Annotated in this window: 19 protein-coding genes and 1 pseudogene; 12 read left to right on the top strand and 8 right to left on the bottom strand. The window is 65.3% G+C overall.

From position 1 onward, the window contains the following. The first annotated feature begins 26 nt into the window (after positions 1 to 26). Complete coding sequence (locus DN388_RS14925) at positions 27 to 548, top strand: GNAT family N-acetyltransferase (RefSeq protein WP_078479886.1); 522 nt, start codon at positions 27 to 29, stop codon at positions 546 to 548. A 15-nt stretch (positions 549 to 563) separates the two neighbouring features. On the opposite strand, the gene DN388_RS14920 is transcribed toward DN388_RS14925, so the two are convergent. Then, positions 564 to 869: a chaperone modulator CbpM gene (locus DN388_RS14920; RefSeq protein WP_043863493.1), complete on the bottom strand. Its 306-nt coding sequence runs from the start codon at positions 867 to 869 to the stop codon at positions 564 to 566. Positions 870 to 871: 2 nt separating this feature from the next. Beyond that, a complete protein-coding gene (gene cbpA, locus DN388_RS14915) occupies positions 872 to 1,834 on the bottom strand; it encodes a curved DNA-binding protein (protein ID WP_043863494.1) in 963 nt (320 codons plus the stop codon). Between the two features lie 166 nt (positions 1,835 to 2,000). Here cbpA and DN388_RS14910 point away from each other — a divergent pair, with 166 nt between their 5' ends. Genes DN388_RS14910 through DN388_RS14900 form a run of 3 tightly spaced genes read left to right on the top strand, consistent with a single transcriptional unit; the run spans position 2,001 to position 5,143 of the window. Then, entirely contained in the window at positions 2,001 to 3,266 is a 1,266-nt protein-coding gene (locus tag DN388_RS14910; protein ID WP_043863495.1) for an Hsp70 family protein, read from the top strand. Between the two features lie 27 nt (positions 3,267 to 3,293). After that, complete coding sequence (locus tag DN388_RS14905) at positions 3,294 to 4,208, top strand: hypothetical protein (protein ID WP_043863496.1); 915 nt, start codon at positions 3,294 to 3,296, stop codon at positions 4,206 to 4,208. Next, entirely contained in the window at positions 4,205 to 5,143 is a 939-nt protein-coding gene (locus tag DN388_RS14900) for a hypothetical protein (RefSeq protein ID WP_043863497.1), read from the top strand. The genes DN388_RS14905 and DN388_RS14900 overlap by 4 nt, the downstream gene beginning before the upstream one ends. Before the next feature lie 44 nt (positions 5,144 to 5,187). Here DN388_RS14900 and DN388_RS14895 read toward each other — a convergent pair whose 3' ends face one another. Then, positions 5,188 to 6,195 (bottom strand): AI-2E family transporter, encoded by a 1,008-nt coding sequence (locus tag DN388_RS14895; RefSeq protein ID WP_054916161.1) that lies wholly within the window; start codon positions 6,193 to 6,195, stop codon positions 5,188 to 5,190. A gap of 166 nt (positions 6,196 to 6,361) precedes the next feature. Between DN388_RS14895 and DN388_RS14890 the strand changes: the two genes are divergently transcribed. Beyond that, entirely contained in the window at positions 6,362 to 6,913 is a 552-nt protein-coding gene (locus DN388_RS14890; protein WP_213606834.1) for a hypothetical protein, read from the top strand. Next, positions 6,906 to 7,850, top strand: a complete 945-nt coding sequence (locus tag DN388_RS14885; protein WP_043863500.1) for a hypothetical protein — start codon at positions 6,906 to 6,908, stop codon at positions 7,848 to 7,850. The genes DN388_RS14890 and DN388_RS14885 overlap by 8 nt, the downstream gene beginning before the upstream one ends. Positions 7,851 to 7,863: 13 nt before the next feature. Here the strand turns inward: DN388_RS14885 and DN388_RS14880 are convergent, their stop codons facing one another. Next, positions 7,864 to 8,148, bottom strand: a complete 285-nt coding sequence (locus DN388_RS14880) for a PsiF family protein (protein WP_043863501.1) — start codon at positions 8,146 to 8,148, stop codon at positions 7,864 to 7,866. A 75-nt stretch (positions 8,149 to 8,223) separates the two neighbouring features. Beyond that, a complete protein-coding gene (locus tag DN388_RS14875; protein ID WP_255000733.1) occupies positions 8,224 to 9,009 on the bottom strand; it encodes a helix-turn-helix domain-containing protein in 786 nt (261 codons plus the stop codon). A 113-nt stretch (positions 9,010 to 9,122) separates the two neighbouring features. Between DN388_RS14875 and DN388_RS14870 the strand changes: the two genes are divergently transcribed. Continuing rightward, positions 9,123 to 10,034 (top strand): DMT family transporter, encoded by a 912-nt coding sequence (locus DN388_RS14870; protein ID WP_043863503.1) that lies wholly within the window; start codon positions 9,123 to 9,125, stop codon positions 10,032 to 10,034. On the opposite strand, the gene DN388_RS14865 is transcribed toward DN388_RS14870, so the two are convergent. Continuing rightward, entirely contained in the window at positions 9,994 to 10,884 is an 891-nt protein-coding gene (locus tag DN388_RS14865) for a triacylglycerol lipase (RefSeq protein WP_255000731.1), read from the bottom strand. The genes DN388_RS14870 and DN388_RS14865 overlap by 41 nt on opposite strands. A 134-nt stretch (positions 10,885 to 11,018) precedes the next feature. Between DN388_RS14865 and osmE the strand changes: the two genes are divergently transcribed. Both osmE and DN388_RS14855 read left to right on the top strand, forming a co-directional pair. Further along, positions 11,019 to 11,363, top strand: coding sequence for an osmotically-inducible lipoprotein OsmE (osmE, locus tag DN388_RS14860; RefSeq protein WP_043863505.1), 345 nt, complete (start codon positions 11,019 to 11,021; stop codon positions 11,361 to 11,363). A gap of 85 nt (positions 11,364 to 11,448) precedes the next feature. Beyond that, positions 11,449 to 11,979: a bacterioferritin gene (locus DN388_RS14855; protein WP_043863506.1), complete on the top strand. Its 531-nt coding sequence runs from the start codon at positions 11,449 to 11,451 to the stop codon at positions 11,977 to 11,979. Positions 11,980 to 12,064: 85 nt separating this feature from the next. Here the strand turns inward: DN388_RS14855 and DN388_RS14850 are convergent, their stop codons facing one another. Then, positions 12,065 to 14,137 (bottom strand): AsmA family protein, encoded by a 2,073-nt coding sequence (locus tag DN388_RS14850; RefSeq protein ID WP_043863507.1) that lies wholly within the window; start codon positions 14,135 to 14,137, stop codon positions 12,065 to 12,067. Between the two features lie 177 nt (positions 14,138 to 14,314). On the opposite strand from DN388_RS14850, the pseudogene DN388_RS14845 reads away from it, so the two are divergent. The 3 genes and pseudogenes from DN388_RS14845 to DN388_RS14835 form a co-directional block, all read left to right on the top strand. After that, positions 14,315 to 14,578 (top strand): annotated as a pseudogene (locus DN388_RS14845) (phage infection protein); the annotation flags it as partial. Positions 14,579 to 14,702: 124 nt separating this feature from the next. Next, positions 14,703 to 15,335, top strand: coding sequence for a TetR family transcriptional regulator (locus DN388_RS14840; protein ID WP_058541583.1), 633 nt, complete (start codon positions 14,703 to 14,705; stop codon positions 15,333 to 15,335). 90 nt (positions 15,336 to 15,425) lie between these two features. Next, positions 15,426 to 16,535 carry an AGE family epimerase/isomerase gene (locus tag DN388_RS14835; protein ID WP_255000725.1) on the top strand — a complete coding sequence of 370 codons (1,110 nt, stop codon included), beginning with the start codon at positions 15,426 to 15,428 and terminating at the stop codon, positions 16,533 to 16,535. Positions 16,536 to 16,601: 66 nt separating this feature from the next. On the opposite strand, the gene DN388_RS14830 is transcribed toward DN388_RS14835, so the two are convergent. Next, positions 16,602 to 17,366 carry an SDR family oxidoreductase gene (locus DN388_RS14830; RefSeq protein WP_255000722.1) on the bottom strand — a complete coding sequence of 255 codons (765 nt, stop codon included), beginning with the start codon at positions 17,364 to 17,366 and terminating at the stop codon, positions 16,602 to 16,604. Positions 17,367 to 17,510: the final 144 nt, after the last annotated feature.

The following is a 17,510-nucleotide window of genomic DNA, read 5'->3' as shown; positions in this document are numbered from 1 at the left end:
CGCCTGTCCCGTTTCGAGAGCCTGTCATGAATCACATCCGCGACGCCGTGCACGCCGACCTGCCGGCCATCCGTGATATCTACAACGATGCGGTGCTCAACACCCTGGCGATCTGGAACGAGCAGACGGTCGACCTGGGCAATCGCCAGGCGTGGTTCGCGGCGCGCCAGGGGCAGGGTTATCCGATACTGGTGGCGGTGAATGAGGCAGGGGACGTGCTGGGCTATGCCTCGTTCGGCGACTGGCGCCCGTTCGAGGGGTTTCGCCACACCGTGGAGCATTCGGTGTACATCCGCAGCGACCAGCGCGGCCAGGGCCTGGGGCCGTTGCTGATGCAGGCGCTGATCGAGCGTGCCAGGGGCTGTGGCAAGCATGTGATGGTGGCGGCGATCGAGAGCGGCAATACGGCGTCGATCCGCCTGCACGAGCGGCTGGGCTTCACCCTGAACGGACAGATGCCGCAGGTGGGGGTGAAGTTCGGCAAGTGGCTGGACCTGACCTTCATGCAGCTGATGCTGGCACCGGGGGCGCAGCCCCCACAGGGCTGAGGGCCTCATCGCGGGTCAGCCTTGCACAAACCTTCCCAGGCGCTGCTTCAACATCGAGTTCTCACTGCGCAACTGCTTCACTTCCTCCAGCAGCTCCAGCGCCAGCGCCACCCCTTCCCACTCCAGTTCCAGCTCCTGGTGCAGCTTGGCCGCGCGCTTGGCCAGCACCGGGGCACGGTCGTCGAACACCCATTCCTCCGGCGTTCGCCCCGAAGGTTCAACGATGCCGTGTTCGACGATCTCGATCACGTAGGCTGCCGGTACATCGGCCTCCTGACAAAGGGTTCGCATGTCCAGTTGAACGATCAGGGTACTGCTCATGGTCACTTACTCCATTGAGTTCGCGGGTTGAACCCGGCCTTCTCCGACAGTTTGGTCCACAGTTCGCGGGCTTCAGCGCTCGATTGCGTCGGCATCACCACCTTCAGCTGCGCATACAGGTCGCCACGCTGGCCTTGCTTGTTGCTCAGGCCCATGCCCTTGATGCGCAGGCGCTGGCCGCTCTGGCTGTCGGGGCGGATGGTCAGGTTGACCTTGCCGGTCAGGGTCGGCATCTCGACCTTGGTGCCCAGCGCAGCCTCCCACGGTGCCAGCGGCACGGTGATGATCAGGTCATGACCTTCGACATCGAACAGCGGGTGGGGTGCCAGGCGAATGATCAGGTACAGGTCGCCATTGGCGCCGCCGCCCACGCCCGGTGCACCCTGGCCCTTGAGGCGGATGCGCTCGCCGTCGGTCACCCCGGCAGGGATCTTGACGTTGAGGGTCTTGGTGGTGTCGCCCGTGCGCTGCCCGGCCGCGTTGTACTGCGGCACCTGGAAGCTGATCTTCTTCGACTCGTTGGCCAGGGTTTCCTCGAGGAAAATCGCCAGTTCCATTTCCACGTCCTGCCCTCGCCGACCGGCACTGCGTTGCTGGCCACGGCCAAAGGGGTTGCCGTTGCCACGTCCGGCCGAGCCGAAAATGGAACTGAAGAAGTCCGAGAAGTCGCCGCCGCCAAAGTCGGCACCGCCACCGCCACCGCCACGGCTTTCCCAGCCCGGCGGGCCCTGGAAGGGCCGGCCGTGCTGGCCGTACTTGCGCAGCTCGTCGTATTCGGCGCGCTTTTCAGGGCTGCTCAGGGCCTCATAGGCCTCGTTCACTTCCTTGAAGTGGTTTTCGGCGTCGCGCTCTTTGCTGACGTCCGGGTGATACTTGCGCGCAAGCTTGCGGTAGGCGGTCTTGATCGCCTTTTCATCCGCCGTGGGCTCTACGCCAAGGATCTTGTAATAGTCTTTGAAGTCCATCTTTACGATTCACCATCGGTTATCGAATGCATCACTGCTGTGAAGATTGGGGTCAAGCATAGCCTTTCAAGTCGGACAAAGGATTGCTGTCGAGCAGATATTCGGTCTTGATTCTGCCGATGGCTGGCATAAACTGCGCGGCCGTTTTTCCCCCGGAAGCACACCCATGAGTCACGCATCCCCGGCCCGCGCCTGCGGTATCGACTTCGGCACCTCCAATTCCACCGTCGGCTGGCACCGTCCCGGCGTGGATTCGCTGATTGCCCTGGAAGACGGCAAGATCACCTTGCCCTCGGTGGTGTTCTTCAATATCGAGGAGCGGCGCCCGGTCTATGGCCGGCTGGCCCTGCACGAGTACCTGGAGGGCTACGAAGGCCGCCTGATGCGCTCGCTCAAGAGCCTGCTGGGCTCCAAGCTGATCAAGCACGACACCAGCGTGCTGGGCACCGCGCTGCCGTTCAAGGACCTGCTGGGCATGTTCATCGGCGAGCTGAAGAAGCGTGCCGAGGCCAATGCCGGGCGCGACTTCGACGAGGTGGTGCTGGGCCGCCCGGTGCATTTCGTCGACGACGACCAGGCCGCCGACCAGGAGGCCGAAGACACCCTGGCCGAGGTGGCGAAGAAGATCGGCTTCAAGGACGTGTCGTTCCAGTACGAACCCATCGCCGCAGCCTTCGACTACGAGTCGAGCATCCAGGGCGAAGAGCTGGTGCTGATCGTCGACATCGGCGGTGGTACCTCGGACTTCTCGCTGGTACGCCTGGCCCCCGAGCGCCACATGCTCGATGACCGCCACGCCGACATCCTGGCCACCGGTGGCGTGCACATCGGCGGTACCGACTTCGACAAGCAGTTGAGCCTGCAGGGCGTGATGCCGCTGTTCGGCTATGGCAGCCGCATGAAAAGCGGTGCCTTCATGCCCACCAGCCACCACATGAACCTGGCCACCTGGCACACCATCAACTCGGTGTACTCGCAGAAATCCCAGCTGGCGCTGGGCAGCATGCGCTACGACATCGAGGACACCGACGGCATCGACCGTCTGTTCAAGCTGATCGAACAGCGCGCCGGGCACTGGCTGGCGATGGAAGTGGAAGCCACCAAGATCGAGCTGACCCACAGCGACAGCCGCCTGGTCGACCTAAAGCGCGTGCAGCCTGAGCTGAGTGTGGAGTTGACCCGTGCGCTGTTCGAGGCGTCCATCGACAGCCTGCTCGAACGTGTGCGTGGCAGCGTCGGCGAGCTGCTGAACAAGGCCGGCGTCGGTGTGGCGCAGGTCGACACGGTATTCTTCACCGGCGGCTCCAGCGGCATCCCTGCCCTGCGCCAGAGCGTGGCGGCCATGCTGCCCAACGCGCGCCACGTCGAGGGCAACATCTTCGGCAGCATCGGTAGCGGCCTGGCGATCGAAGCCCGCAAGCGTTACGGCTAGCCCGCCGCCCCACAAGGACGTGAACAGATGAGTTTCAAACCCCTGGCGCTGATCAGCGCCTTGCTGCTGGCCGGTTGCAACGACGACCTGATGACCCTGCGCTTCGAGGACTCGGCCGGCTCGTCGGGCACCGGCCTGGACGCGCGCAAGCAGCAGATGATCGACGAGGCCCTGGTGCAACGCCAGATCGACCCGAAAAGCCTGCGCTGGCGGGTCGACCTCGAAGACCAACACCTGGTGTACGTGAGGGAACTGCAGCCGCTGAGCGAGGCGCAGCGCAAGGCGTTGCGCGAACCGTTCGACGAGATCCTGCAGGCACGCGCGGCGAACACGCTGCAGATCGAACTCACCCTGGACATCACCCCCGAGCAACGCCAGGCCCTGAGCGCGGCAGAGCGCCAGCGGATCGACGCGCTGCCGCAACCGTTGTTGATCCCGCTGGAGCTCAGCCCGACGGTGCTGACCATGGCGCTGATGCCCAGGGACGACGACAACGTGCCGCGGGACGTGACCGAACGCATCAACTCCAAGGTCACCTGCCAACTGCAGGCGCTGCCGGTAAAGCCGTTGCCGGAAGGCATCACCGGCCTGTGGCAGATGACGCTGGACACGGCCAATCAGGTCAGCGTCGAGCTGGGCGAAGCGCACTACCCGGCGCATTACCGGCTGACCGACGCCGGCCTGCAAGGCAGGATCGACAAAGGCGAACTGTGGCTCGTCGAGCCGAACTACCTGTCGGTGGACCCACTGGTGGTGATGCTGGGTTTTTCGGACCTGGGGCAACAGCGGCTGTACCGCAGTTTTCCGTTGCAACCCAATGCTTCGCAGCTGATCCATTCGTGCGAAAGCGCTGCCAATCACTTGCCACGCCCCCTGAGCTTTCGGGTCGGGGACGGTCTGGACCGGCTCGAATCGGTGACCTACAAGGAAGAAACCCAATGAACCTGGCCAGAACCCTGGCACTGTCGAGCGCGCTGCTGCTGGGCGGCTGCGGCGATGAAACATTCATGAGCGTGCGCTTTCAGACCGACGTCGGCACCGCCCGCTGGGGCCTGGACCCGATCAACCTGCAGATGATCGGCGAGGCCCTCGAACAGCGCCAGGTCGACCCCAAGCGCCTGCGTTTCGACGTGGATGCCGAGGACAAGCGCCTGGTGCATGTGGTGCTGCTGCAACCGCTGGATGAACAGCAGCAGGCCGCCTTGCGCGGGCTGTTCGAGGACATCGTGCAGGCGCGCAACGCTGTCACCTTCGCTATCGAAGTCACCCTGCAACCCACCGCCGCCGAGCGCCAGCGCCTGACCCCAAGCCAGCTGCAGGCCCTGGAGGCGATGCCCGCCTCGTTCACCCTGCCCGCCGAACCGGGCGACGAAGTGAGCACGGTGGCCGCGATGCCGGAGCAATGGCCGGGCACCACGATGGATGTCAACGAACAGGTGCAGGCCGAGGTCAGTTGCCTGCTGTACATCAGTCCGCGCCAGTATTACCCGGGCATGACCGACGTCTACGCGGCCAAGGGCGATGACCCGCAGCGGGTGGTGCTGGAGTTTGCCGAAACAGGCGAAGCGGATGCCTTCAGCCTGTGGAAGGTGAGTGCCCGCTACCGCTTCAAGCAGGCCAGCCTGCAGCAGCAGGTCGACAAGGGTGAACTCGCGCTGCTGCCGGCTGACGAGCAGAACCGCAAGAGCCTGAGCATCGCGTTCAAGCTGGCGGACCTGGGCGAGCACGAGCTGATGCGTGCCTACCAGATCGACTATCGGGTCAAGGCGCTGAACAGCCAGTGCTACGCCGAGCAGATGAAGCTCGGGCGGCCGTACACCTTCTTCATGGGTGCGGGGCTGGATCGGGTGGAAGCGGTCACTTATCCACAGAAATGAGTTGGCCTCTTCGCCAGCAAGGCTGGCGAAGAGGCCCGTCGGCCTTACACCAGCTCGGCCCGGCGCAACTCGCTCTTCAGGTACGCATAGTAGATCGGCCCCGCGACCACGCCCGGCAAGCCGAACGCCGCCTCGAACACCAGCATCGCCAGCAGCAGCTCCCACGACTTGGCGCGAATCTGCCCGCCCACGATGCGCGCATTGAGAAAGTACTCGACCTTGTGGATCACGATCAGGTAGCCCAGCGCCGCCACCGCCACCCAGATCGACAGCGACAGGCCGACGATGGTGATCAGCGTGTTGGACATCAGGTTGCCGATCACCGGCAGCAGCCCCAGCAGGAAGGTCAGCACGATCAGCGTCTTGGTCAGCGGCAGATGCACCCCGAACAGCGGCAGCACCACCGCCAGGAATACCCCGGTAAAGGCGGTGTTGAGCAGCGAGATCTTGATCTGCGCGAACACGATGTTGCGAAACGCCTGCACCAGCAGCGACAGGCGCTCGAACAAGGCCGCGGCCAGCGGTTTGCGCTGGGTCAGGTCGGGGATGCGCTGCAAGGCCACGATGGCGCCCAGGATCATGCCGATCAGCAAGGTCACGAACATGTGCGCCGCGCCCTTGCCCACCAGTTGCAGGTCGGCCAGGTGGGTGCGCAACCATTCGCCGATGGCCACCTTGAACTCCGCCGCACTGGCCGGCAGGTAGGCATCGATGAACGGCGGCAACTGCCCGCGCGCCTGGTCCACCAGCAGCATGAACTTGTCCAACGACGCGCCGGGATTCTCCGCCTCGTGCAGCAGAAAGCTGATGGCCCCGGCAAACAGCAGGCTCAGCACGCTCACGATCAGCGTGCCCAGCAACGCCACCGCCACCCAGCGCGCACGCTGCCCGGCAATCAGGTGCTGCAGCTTGGGCGTGAGCATGTTGACCAGCTCGAACACCAGCAGGCCGGCCAGCAGGCTGGGCAGCAGCTTGAGCGGCAGCGCCAGCAGCAACCCGGTGAACACGATGAGCCAACTCGCCAGGACGATCTGGCGCTGGGTAAATGTCATACAACCTCGGAGGCAGAAAGACCACAAAGACGGCAGTCTGCCAGCCTTCTACGAGCAGGCATAGGGGCACGCGGGGCGCGGCGCGCTGGCGTTGCCAGGGCAATCTTTCTATGATGCCCGCCCTCACGGAATGACCGCGCGCCCATGCGCAATCGCAGGAGCGTGCATGCGCGAAAAAGATATCCTCGAAATACTGGTGCCGATTCTCTGCGTGCTGATTGTCTGGCGCATCACGCCGATCTTCTGGACGTTCTTCATGACCTGGCTCAACCGCGTCAGGTACCTGCGCCGCGCCACCCCGATACGCCAGCTGAACGACGGCGAGCGCGAGGCCCTGGCGTTTCTCGGCGGCCCGGCCTACATGCTGCGCAAGCTGGTCGGCACCACCGACCTGCCCTGGAAGAAACTGGCCCACGTCACCGGCAAGCGCGCCGCGGTGTACCGCCTGCAAGGCCCGCTGGACACCTGGGGCTACTCGCTGCAGCACTTCGGCGAAATACACCACCGCATCCAGGGCATCGCGGTGCACATGCCGCTGGAGGACATCGAGGAAAAGACCGAACCGCACAACGAGGTGGAGGTGATGTTCAGCCGGGGCGTGGCCATCATTCTTAGCGTCAATGGTCGGCCCACCCTCATCGAAACCCTGCGCCTGTGGCAGCCTCGCCTGCTGCCGCTGCAGGAACACGCCGACACGGCCAAGGAACCCCATGCGTAAGGTACTGCTGTGCGCGCTCGCGCTGTTGCTCGCAGGCTGTGACAAGGACTTTCTGGTGCTGCACTTCCAGGCGCCGGTGGGCGACCTGTACTACAGCCGGGACGTGCATTACAGCTACCGCGAATCGATCTTCGCGCTGCTGGCCGCGCACCACATCCCCACCGACAGCCTGGTGATGGAGATGGACGAGTACAACGACAAGGTGGTGCACCTGCGCCTGACGGACGACTCACTGAGCCCACAGCAGCTGGACGAGATTCGCGAGGTGTTCGAAGCCATCATCCCGGCACGCAATGCGGTGACCCTGAACATGAAGCTGCGTTTCGACGCCGACCAGGCCCAGGGGCTGACCGGCCAGCGTCAGGGCACGGGCGCGCCGCCGCGTCACTTCGACACCACCGTGCTGACCCCGCAGAACCTGCACATTGCCCTTGGCCAGGGCATCGGTACCCCGCCGCACAGCAACCCCTACCTCAAGGTGCTGCCGCAGGCCGATGACCAGATGCTCTGCACCCTGGAGGCCGGCATGACTCCGACACTGCCGTTCTACATGCTCGCCACCGGGCCAGGCGAGCTCGGCTCGGGCCGTCAGGGCCTGCTGCACGTGCGCAACCGCGACTTCCAGGCCGCCCAGGTGCCAGTGCACCTGCAGTTCGAAGACGCGGCGCTGCGCCGACTGGTCGATAACGGCACCCTGCAGGTGGCGTTCAGCACCCGCAACTGGCTCGACTACCTGAACCCCGACAACATTCACCTGCACTTCGTGATCGGCCCGCCACTGGTATCGGCGCCGATGGCCGAGATGACCCATGCGCGTGCCCGGGAACTGCACGCCGAGTGCAACCAGCGCATGGACGCACTGGGGCGGCCGTTCTCGTTCTTCTTTGGCGAGGGCGTGGACCGGCTGGTGTATGTGGGCCTGCCGGCACGCGACTGAGCCTCAGCGGGGCTCATTTCTTCTTCAGGCAGGTACTCATGAACGCCTTGCGCTCGTCGCCCTTGAGCGCCTGGGTGGTGGCGTCGGCATTGCAAGTCTTCATCTTCTCCTGCTGGGTCGCGGGCTCGGCCTTTTTCAGGCAGGTGCTCATGAACGCCTTGCGCGCGTCACCCTTGAGCGCCTGGGAGGTGGCGTCGGCATTGCAGGTCTTCATCTTCTCCTGCTGTGCGGTGGCGGCGAACCCCTGCGAACACATCAGGACGCCAAGCAGCAGCAACGGCACACGCAACATTTTCATGGGGCATTCTCCTGGTCGCCACGCCATCCGCGCAGCCTCGACACCAGTGTAGACAAGAATTTTTACAAACCCCTGTCAGCCGCGGCGCGCCTGGCGTCGGTACTGCTCCGGGGTGCACTGGGCCTGGCGCTGGAACATCGCGATAAAAGCCGATGGGCTGCTGTATCCCAGGTCGAAGGCGATCTGCTGGATGCTCTGCTCGCCCTCCAGGGCCTCGATGGCCCGCAGAAACCGCAGACGCTGGCGCCATTCGCCAAAGCTGATACCCAGCTCGCGGATGAACTGGCGGGCCAGGGTGCGCTCGCTCACATGTACGCTGGCCGCCCAGTCGCCCAGCGGACGGTTGTCCCCAGGGTTGCGCTGCAGGGCCTGCAGCACGCTGCGCAGGCCCGGGCCCTGGGCGTACGGCAGGTAGCCGGTGTGCACCGGGGCGCAGTGCAACTGGTCCACCAGCACCTGGGCCAGGCGCTGGTCGGCATCGGTGCGCGGTACCTTGACGTCGCGCCGGGCAAAATCGCCGAGGATGGCCTTGAGGATGTCGCTGATCACCAGGCTGCACGGCTGCGCAGGCAGGCTCTGGCTCAGCTCGCGGGTGATGTACACCGAGCGGTACACCACGGCCTGGGGGTTGTAGCAACCATGCTCGGTGTCCGGCGGCACCCATACCGCGTAGTTGGGCGGCGAGAAGAAGCGCCGGCCGTCGATCTCCAGCTGCATCACCCCGTGGGCGGTGTAGTTGAGCTGGCCCCAGGCGTGACGGTGCGCGGCGCTGTGGGTGTCGGCGCCGAACTCGTCATAGCGGAAGTACACCGGTGCCGGTAGCGCGTCCAGCTGCGGGATGTCGAGGTATTTGCGTGCCATGCTGTCGGTCGAATGCTGTCTGGATCAATGGGCGGGTTGTCTGGATCGCAGTATAAACATCCAGACAGACAGGCGGATAATGACCGCCGTCATCTTCAAAGAGTCCCTGTTGCATGAATTATGCGTTCCCCCTGCTGGCCATTCTGATCTGGGCCGGCAACACCGTGGTCAACAAGCTGGCCGTCGGCGCCATCTTCCCTGCCGAGATCGGCTTCTACCGCTGGGTGCTCGCCGGCCTGCTGCTCAGCCCATTCCTGCTGCGGGCAGTGCTGCGCAACCGCGCGGCGATCCGTCCGCACCTGGGCAAGATTGTCATCCTCGGGGTGCTGGGCATGGCGGTGTACCAGAGCCTGGCGTACTTTGCCGCCGCCATCACCAGCGCCACCAACATGGGCATCATCCTGTCGCTGATGCCGCTGATGTCGCTGGCCCTGGCCATCGCCACCCTGGGCCAGCGCCTGAGCGCCGGCGCGCTGCTGGGTGCGCTGGTGTCGTTCGCCGGGGTGCTGGTGGTGGTGTCCGGCGGCGACCCGGCGGCGCTGCTGGCCCACGGCCTGAACCTGGGAGACGCGATGATGCTGATCGCCACCCTGGCCTATGCGGTGTACAGCACCCTGCTGAAAAAGTGGCAGCTGCGCCTGCCGCCGCTGCAACTGCTGTACCTGCAGGTGCTGGTGGCGATCGTGGTGCTGTTGCCGCTGTACCTGTTCTCGCCCAAGGCCGGGCTGAGCGTGGACAACATCGGCCTGGTGCTCTATGCCTGCGTGCTGGCCTCGATCGTGGCGCCACTGGTGTGGATGCAGGCGGTGGTGCGCCTGGGGCCCAGCCGCACCACGCTGTTCTTCAACCTGCTGCCGGCGCTGACCGCGGTGATCGCGGCACTGGTGCTCGACGAACGCCTGGCGCCGTATCACCTGGTGGGCGGCGTGCTGACCCTGGCCGGGGTGATTCTGGCCGAACGCTGGACCACCCCGCTGCGCCGCCTCAAAGCCCCGCCGCCTTCAGACGCGCCGCGTGCTCGGTAAACAGCCGTACCGGGTCGGCGCCCTTGCCCACCGCGCCGAGTGACTGGTTGACGATATCCAGGTGATCCAGCGGGTAGTCGTCGCCGATCACCTGGCCCAGGTGCGAGCTGAACCGCCCGACCATGCCGTCGCACTGGCCCGGTTCACGCTCGAAGGTGCGCGCGAACAGGCGGCAGAAGCGGTTGCTGCCATCGAAGCGGTTGCGCCCGCTGTCGGTGATGCCCGGCTGCAAGGTGCCCGACCACGAGTAGTAGCGCACCCCGTCGACCTCGGCCGGCCCCTGGCCACCCCAGGTCAGCGGCAGGCCCTGTGGATAACGCTGGTTGAACAGGGCCACGCCCTCGAATGTCAGCGACTGGTGCGAGGCGTGGACGTCGATGGGCAGGCCTGCCCCGCGCCAGCCGGTTTCCAGCCAGCCCATCAGCCGTGCCAGCCCGTGCAGCACCAGTTTGAGAAGGCGCCCGCGGGCGGAATCGCCGGGGTAGTGCTTGTCCAGGTAGTCGGCCAGTTCGGAGCCGTGGTTGGGGCCCGCGATGGAGGTGACCGAGGCCACCCATTCCGGGCGCCTGGCCGCCGCATAACGGGCGGTCAGCGCACCCTGGCTGTGGCCCAGCAGGTGAACCTTGTCGGCGCCGGTGCGGCGGCGCAGGTCGTCGATGATGCGCAGCAGCTGTTCACCGCGCACCTCGTTGCCGTGGACCGGCGAGACCTGCACCGGGAACACCGTAGCCCCGCCCCGGCGCAGGGCCGCGACAATGCCGAACCAGTACGGGTACAGCACCAGGCGCACGAAGCCGAGCATGCCCGGCACCAGTACCAGTGGATAACGCGTTGCAAGCGCTTGCGACATGGCGGCCCCTCCCGATCCGTGGCAGTGCGCACCACCCTACAGGCACAACAATGGCAACTGCAATCGAACTCCCGGCGTGCGCTGCGGTTCCAACCCTTATCAGGCCATGACGGCCTTCACAAGGGAGCGAGACCATGTACAAGCACGCCCTGGCAGCCCTGCTGGCAAGCGCCACCCTGGTAGGATGCGGCAGCAACCGCCCTGAAAACCCTGTGGACTACGTGACCTACCGCGAACAACCGCTGGTCAAGCAGGTGGGCAACGGCATGACCATGCAGCAGGTGATCGCCATCGGCGGCAGCCCTTCCTCCGTCATCGACCTGCCCCACGGCGGCACATGCAACAACTACGTGCTAAACCATGAAGGCAAGCAACAGGCTTACTACGTGCGTTTCGATGCCACCGGGCATGTGGATGCCAAGGGCTTCAAGACGTGCGAGCAACGCCAGAAGGACGAACAGGCCCTTCCCGGCGCGTAAAACTTTTAGCGCGCCAATCAATCACACGCTGTGCACCCGACGCGCCGTCAGAGCGTGAAACCCCGTTTTCAGCTTGGAGAACATGATGAGCAACGTTGAACTGACCGATGTACAAACCCTGCGCCACCGCGCCCGCCAGCACGTGGAAGACGGTGCGGTGACCGAAGGCTACACCGCCGACCGCGAAAAGATCCTGCGCCTGCTGAACGAGTCGCTGGCCACCGAGTGGGTGTGCGTATTGCGCTACAAACGCCACTACTTCATGGCCGAGGGAATCAAGGCCAACGTGGCCGCCGAAGAGTTCCTGGAGCACGCCAACCAGGAGATGGAACACGCCGACAAGCTGGCCGAGCGCATCGTGCAACTGGGCGGCGAACCGGACTTCAACCCCGACAACCTGAGCAAGAACTCCCACGCGCAGTACGTGGCAGGCAAGACCCTCAAGGAAATGGTGCTCGAAGACCTGGTCGCCGAGCGCATCGCCATCGACAGCTACCGCGAGATCATCCAGTACATCGGTGACAGCGACCCGACCACCCGGCGCATCTTCGAAGACATCCTGGCCCAGGAAGAAGAGCACGCGGACGATATGGCGGATCTGCTCAAAGGGCTGTAAACCGCAGCGACTTCATCGCGGGTCAAGCCCGCTCCCACAGGGTCCGTGGTGATCCTTGTGGGAGCGGGCTTGACCCGCGATGCGTTTAGCCAGCCTTGACGGTCTTGGGCGCCTTGCCCGAACGCATCTGCTCCAGCAACGGCGTGCACTGGTTCTCGTCCCCGCCGCTGGGCGCCACCAGCGCCAGCAACGCCGCCGCCGGCGCTACCGCCACCCCCAACGCCACCATCCCGGCCCCGCGCAACGCCAGCGGAATTGCCTGCACGCCCGCACTCGGCTTGGCGAACGGCCCGCGCACGTACAACGGCGAGCGCAGCGAGAACAGGCGCAGGCCCTTGGACTCGGGGTTGATCTTCAGGTCCAGTTGCTCGGTGGCGAAGTTGGCCGTGCCATCGATGTAGATGATCGCGTTCTCGGTGTCGAACACGAACAGGCGCGTACTGGCCAGGCCGTCCTTGATGCCGAAGTCCGCCGCCGCGCAGTTGATCTTCACCTCGTTGTCGCCAAACAGCTTGCCCACCACGTAGTTGCCCACGTTGAGCCCGGCGATCTCCATCAGGCCACGGCTGATCGCGCCATCGTTGATCAGCAGCCGCAGGTCGCCATTGGAGGTGCCCAGCAAGGCCGCCACAGAGTTGCCGCGGCCACTGATGTCGGCATCGCCATTGAGCGCACCGAAGCTGGTCTTCATCGGTTCGAAGGTGGGGAACAGCTGCTTGAGCTTGAAGTTGCGCGCACTCAGGCGCGCACGCCCCTGCATCGGCACCGCGCGGCCATCCAGGCGGATCTGTGCATCCAGCTTGCCGCCGGCCACGCCGAAACTCAGCGGCTCCAGGCGCAGAACGCCGTCATCGAGCACGAAGTGCGCGGCCAGGTCCTTGAAGGGCAGTTCTTCGCTGTGCACGATGCGCTTGCCGCTGAAGCTCACGTCGGCGTCCATGGTGCGCCAGCGCTCGGTGCGAAACTCCTCCACCGGCAGCACCTTGCCGGCCGGCTGCTTGCTCGCGCCACCACGGGCCTTCTGTTCGGCGTTGGAGTCGGCGCCGATCAGCGGGCCAAGATCCTTGAACAGCAGTTGGTTGGACACCAGCTTGCCGGTGAGCTTTGGCCGCGGCTGGCTGGCGACGAAAGCCAGGTCGCCATGGATATCGCTGTCGCCGATCTTGCCGTTGAAGCCCTCGTAGCGGAACACCGCCCCGCCCGGCTCGTGCAGCTTGGCGATCAGGTGGCCGTCGGTGGAATAGGCCGGCGAGTCGGGCAGGGTCACGCCGGTCAGTGGGTACAGATTGCCCAGGCTTGCGCCCGACAGGCGCAGGCGCAGGTCGAGCGCGCCAAGGTTGCGCGGGTCGGTCAGGGTGCCGGCCACCGCGACGCGCGTGTCGGCGATGCGCACGTCAGCCTGCAGCGGAAACGGCTGCGTGGCGTCCTGCAGTGCCAGCAGCCCGCCGATCTTGCCGCTGCCATTCAACGGCTGGCCCTTGTAGCGGCCGTCGACCTTGAAGCCGAAGGCGTAGTCCTGGGGCGCCGAACCCTGGCTCGCCGCCTTGTCGGCGCTGGCCTTGCCGACGATGTCGGTGAACGGGATGGGCTTGCCCAGCGGGTCGACCTGCACCTTCACCACGGTCTTGAGGGTCTGGTCGTCGAAGGCCACCTCGCCCTTGTCGAAGCCGATGGCACCGATATCCAGCACCCATTTGGAAGGCTCGGCGTTCTCGTCCTTGGGCCCGAAATCGAAGGTCCAGTTGGCGCGGCCATCGGCCAGGCGCTTGAGGCTGGCCACCGGCAGGGTCAGGTCGATGCGCGGGATCACGATGCGCTGGGCCAGCAGCGGCAGCGGCGAGAGGCGAAACTCCACGCGCTGCAGGCCGACCATCTGCGGCGCCTTGAGCCACTCGGGGTTGCCCAGGGTCAGGTCCTGGGCGATGAAGCGCGGCCATGGCACCCAGGCGCGCCAGCCGCCCTCGTCGCGATCGCGCTGCCAGCGCACGGCCAGGTCGCCATTGATCGCAAAGGGTCGGTGCAAGGCCTCGGAGACCTTTTCGTTGAGGGTGGGCTTGATGCGGTTCCAGTCGAAGGTGGCGATGACGATGATCAGGACCGCCAGCAACAACAGCACAGTGGCGAAGGTCCAGGTGAGAATTTTGGCAGGGCGCGTCATTGCACGAATCTCCTGATGACAGCATGGCGAACAGCCATGCCCGTTGAGGGCACTTAACACTTCCGACTATCAATGCCGTCGATTGTTACCATTATCTTTATGAACTTCTTTATCTGACCCCCAAGCGTAGCATTGGCGCCGTACCCACTTACCAGCCCTCCCAAGGAGCGCCAGATCATGAAACGCCCATTGCTGCTCAGTTTTGCCCTCAGCCTGCTGGCTGCCAACGCCTTCGCCGTACCCGCCACCGAACAGAACCTCTCGGCCGAAGCCCGCGACAGCGCCAGCGTCATTGCACAACCCCTCAAGACCCTGGCCGAAGGCGGTTCTGACCGCCTGATCGAGCGCAGCAACCGCGTTGCCGAAGGTGGTTCCGACCGCCTTGTCGAACGCAGCACTCGCATCGCCGAAGGCGGCTCGGACCGTCTGATCGAACGCAACAGCCGCGCGAGCTGAGCCCATGCGCCAGTGCCCGCGCCCACAGCCCGGTCCATCGACCGGGCTTTGTTTTTTGCGGCCCAGGCCCTAGAGTGCAGGGCTGTATGACTGTGAACCGATACTCGCCATGCTGCCGCGCGCCGAACAAAAGCTACAGACCCGACAGGCCCTGCTGGATGCCGCCCGCCACCTGATGGAGAGCGGCCGAGGCTTCGGCAGCATCAGCCTGCGCGAGGTAGCCAAGACCGCCGGCATCGTGCCCACCGGCTTCTACCGCCACTTCTGCGACCTGGACCAGCTGGGGCTGGCACTGGTCAACGAGGTGGACGAAACCTTCCGCCAGACCATCCGCCTGGTGCGCCACAACGAATTCGAGCTGGGCGGCATCACCGATGCTTCGGTGCGCATCTTTCTCGATGTGGTGGCGGCCAACCGGGCGCAGTTCCTGTTCCTGGCCCGCGAGCAGTACGGTGGCTCGCAGCCGGTGCGCCAGGCCATCGCCAAGCTGCGCGAAGGGATCAGCTCGGACCTGGCGGCGGACCTCCAACGCATGCCGCGCTGGCGGCATCTGGACGACGCGGCACTGGGGGTGATGGCCGACCTGGTGGTCAAGACCGTGTTCGCCACCCTGCCCGAGCTGATCGACTCGCCGGCCGAGCCGGTACCGGGGCAGTTGAGCGCGCAGGCGAAGATCACCCAGCAGTTGCGCTTCATCTTTGTCGGGGCCAAGTACTGGCAAGGGCTCGGCGATCTGCGCTGAGCCCTTGGCTTGCCAGCGAAGGGGTGCTCAAGCCGAACCGCAATTCCTGCTACCATGCGCCACAAACGCCCACCGCGACGACGCCTCTCCATGCCCGACCTTCGTACCGCCCAGCCTGAACTCCCTGCCCTGCTCGACAGCGTCCAGCAGCACTTCGCCCAGCGCATCGTGCCGCTGTGGCAAGGCCCGGGCTGGAACGCGGACATGGCCCTGCCATTCGAAGCCCTCGACCCGCAGCACCGGCCCCTGCCGGTACAGCGCTACCGTGCCATGGCCTGCGCGCGCCAGCTGTACCTGTTCAGCAGCCGCATCGAGCAGCCCGGCGCCGCGCAACGTGCCGCCGCCCTGCTGCGCACCCTGCAACGCCACTTTCACGACGCCGAGCACGGTGGCTGGTTCTACAGCATCGACGCCCAGGGCAACCCGCTGGACCGCACCAAGGACCTCTACACCCACGCCTTCATCGTGTTCGCCTGCGCGCATTACTGGGGCAAGGTGAACGAAGCAATGGCCGAGTCGACCTTGAATGCAGCCCTTGAAGTGGTGCTGGAGCGCTTTGCCACCGAGCACGGCCTGTACGAGGCGAGCCTGGCCGAAGACTGGTCGACGCTGGGCAGCGGGCCGTTGCAGAACCCGCTGATGCACCTGGCCGAAGCCTTCCTCGCCACCCTGTCGGTGCGTCACGACGCGGTGGTACAGGACGCGCTGGTGAACCTCACCGAGGCCATGCAGGCGCACTTCATCGACCCGGCACATGGGGTGATGCTGGAAAAACCGCGCGGGGCTGTGGATAACTGGTTCGAACCCGGGCACCAGTTCGAGTGGTTCTATCTGCTCGAATCCTCACCGCTGCTGCGCGGCGGCGCGCTGCATGGCTCGTTGAGCCGCGCATTCGGCTATGCCGAGCAACAGGGGGTAAAGGACGGTGCGGTGCTGGCGATGCTCAATGTCGACGGCAGCGTGCGTGACGCCACCCAGCGCATCTGGGCCCAGGCCGAATACCTGCGTGCGTTGGCGCTGCGGCCCGACAGCGCGGGCAAGGTGCTGGCGCAACTGCAGGCATTGCAGCAGAACTTTCTGCATGACGGCGGCTGGCATGAATGCCGCGACGCCAGTGGCGCGGTGAGCCGGCACGATATGCCGTCGACCACGCCGTACCACCTGGCGACCTGCCTGGAAGGGTTGCAGCGCGCCCTCTGACGCCTTCGCCAGCAACGCTGGCTCCTACATGAGTTGCAGGAGCCGGCCTTGCCGGCGAAAGTGCACTCAGGCCTTCGAACGATCGATCGAGAACCCCGCCCACGCCTGGCTCACCGGCATCAGCTCGAGGCCGTTGATGTTGATGTGCGCCGGCTGGTTGAGAATCCAGAAGATGGTCTCGGCAATGTCCTGCGGCTGGATCGGCTCGGCACCGGCATAGGTGGCGTCGTAGCGCGCCTTGTCACCCCCGAAGCGCACCAGCGAGAACTCGCTCTCGCACAGCCCCGGCTCGATGTTGCTGACCCGCACGCCCGTGCCCTGCAGGTCGCAGCGCAGGCTCAGCGAGAACTGCCCGACGAACGCCTTGGTACCGCCATACACATGGCTGCCCGGGTACGGATAGTTGCCCGCCACCGACCCGACGTTGAGGATCGTCGCGCCACGCCCGTGGGCGATCAGGCGCGGCAGCAGCAGGCGGGTGCTGTACATCAGGCCCTTGATGTTGGTGTCGACCATGGTCTCCCAGTCGTCCAGGTCGCACTTGGGCGCCGGGTCGGCACCCAGGGCCAGGCCGGCGTTGTTGATCAGCCCGCGCAGCTTGGCAAAGGTCGGCGGCAAGCCTTCGATGGCCGCTTCCATGGCCTTGCGGTCACGCACATCGAGTACCAGGCCATGCACTTCGGTCTGCTTGGACAGCTCCGCACACAGCGCCTCCAGGCGCTCCTGGCGCCGACCGGTCAGCACCAGCGACCAGCCCGCCTCGGCGAAGCGACGTGCGCAGGCTTCGCCAAAACCGGAGGTGGCGCCCGTGATGAATACGGTGGAAGTCATGGAAAATCTCCTCGGGAAAACGTGCCCACGGGCAACTGATCGACAGGGCGTGCAGCATGCCCCGCCACGGCGCTGCGCAGCAAGCCGAAAATCAACTGTACAAAAAACGATCAAAACCCTGAAAGCCTTGCCCCGCAAGGCCCG

It is taken from the genome of Pseudomonas sp. S12(2018) (assembly GCF_024355235.1).
Lineage (GTDB): Bacteria > Pseudomonadota > Gammaproteobacteria > Pseudomonadales > Pseudomonadaceae > Aquipseudomonas > Aquipseudomonas palmensis.
The sequence above is the reverse complement of the archived record's forward strand: the minus strand, read 5'-3'. Positions and strand labels throughout refer to the sequence as shown.

Excerpts from the sequence above, each read along its gene's own strand:
- DN388_RS14925 (WP_078479886.1), top strand. The coding sequence starts at position 27 with ATGAATCACATCCGCGACGCCGTGCACGCCGACCTGCCGGCCATCCGT.
- DN388_RS14920 (WP_043863493.1), bottom strand. The coding sequence starts at position 869 with ATGAGCAGTACCCTGATCGTTCAACTGGACATGCGAACCCTTTGTCAG.
- cbpA (WP_043863494.1), bottom strand. The coding sequence starts at position 1,834 with ATGGACTTCAAAGACTATTACAAGATCCTTGGCGTAGAGCCCACGGCG.
- DN388_RS14910 (WP_043863495.1), top strand. The coding sequence starts at position 2,001 with ATGAGTCACGCATCCCCGGCCCGCGCCTGCGGTATCGACTTCGGCACC.
- DN388_RS14905 (WP_043863496.1), top strand. The coding sequence starts at position 3,294 with ATGAGTTTCAAACCCCTGGCGCTGATCAGCGCCTTGCTGCTGGCCGGT.
- DN388_RS14900 (WP_043863497.1), top strand. The coding sequence starts at position 4,205 with ATGAACCTGGCCAGAACCCTGGCACTGTCGAGCGCGCTGCTGCTGGGC.
- DN388_RS14895 (WP_054916161.1), bottom strand. The coding sequence starts at position 6,195 with ATGACATTTACCCAGCGCCAGATCGTCCTGGCGAGTTGGCTCATCGTG.
- DN388_RS14890 (WP_213606834.1), top strand. The coding sequence starts at position 6,362 with ATGCGCGAAAAAGATATCCTCGAAATACTGGTGCCGATTCTCTGCGTG.
- DN388_RS14885 (WP_043863500.1), top strand. The coding sequence starts at position 6,906 with ATGCGTAAGGTACTGCTGTGCGCGCTCGCGCTGTTGCTCGCAGGCTGT.
- DN388_RS14880 (WP_043863501.1), bottom strand. The coding sequence starts at position 8,148 with ATGAAAATGTTGCGTGTGCCGTTGCTGCTGCTTGGCGTCCTGATGTGT.
- DN388_RS14875 (WP_255000733.1), bottom strand. The coding sequence starts at position 9,009 with ATGGCACGCAAATACCTCGACATCCCGCAGCTGGACGCGCTACCGGCA.
- DN388_RS14870 (WP_043863503.1), top strand. The coding sequence starts at position 9,123 with ATGAATTATGCGTTCCCCCTGCTGGCCATTCTGATCTGGGCCGGCAAC.
- DN388_RS14865 (WP_255000731.1), bottom strand. The coding sequence starts at position 10,884 with ATGTCGCAAGCGCTTGCAACGCGTTATCCACTGGTACTGGTGCCGGGC.
- osmE (WP_043863505.1), top strand. The coding sequence starts at position 11,019 with ATGTACAAGCACGCCCTGGCAGCCCTGCTGGCAAGCGCCACCCTGGTA.
- DN388_RS14855 (WP_043863506.1), top strand. The coding sequence starts at position 11,449 with ATGAGCAACGTTGAACTGACCGATGTACAAACCCTGCGCCACCGCGCC.
- DN388_RS14850 (WP_043863507.1), bottom strand. The coding sequence starts at position 14,137 with ATGACGCGCCCTGCCAAAATTCTCACCTGGACCTTCGCCACTGTGCTG.
- DN388_RS14840 (WP_058541583.1), top strand. The coding sequence starts at position 14,703 with ATGCTGCCGCGCGCCGAACAAAAGCTACAGACCCGACAGGCCCTGCTG.
- DN388_RS14835 (WP_255000725.1), top strand. The coding sequence starts at position 15,426 with ATGCCCGACCTTCGTACCGCCCAGCCTGAACTCCCTGCCCTGCTCGAC.
- DN388_RS14830 (WP_255000722.1), bottom strand. The coding sequence starts at position 17,366 with ATGACTTCCACCGTATTCATCACGGGCGCCACCTCCGGTTTTGGCGAA.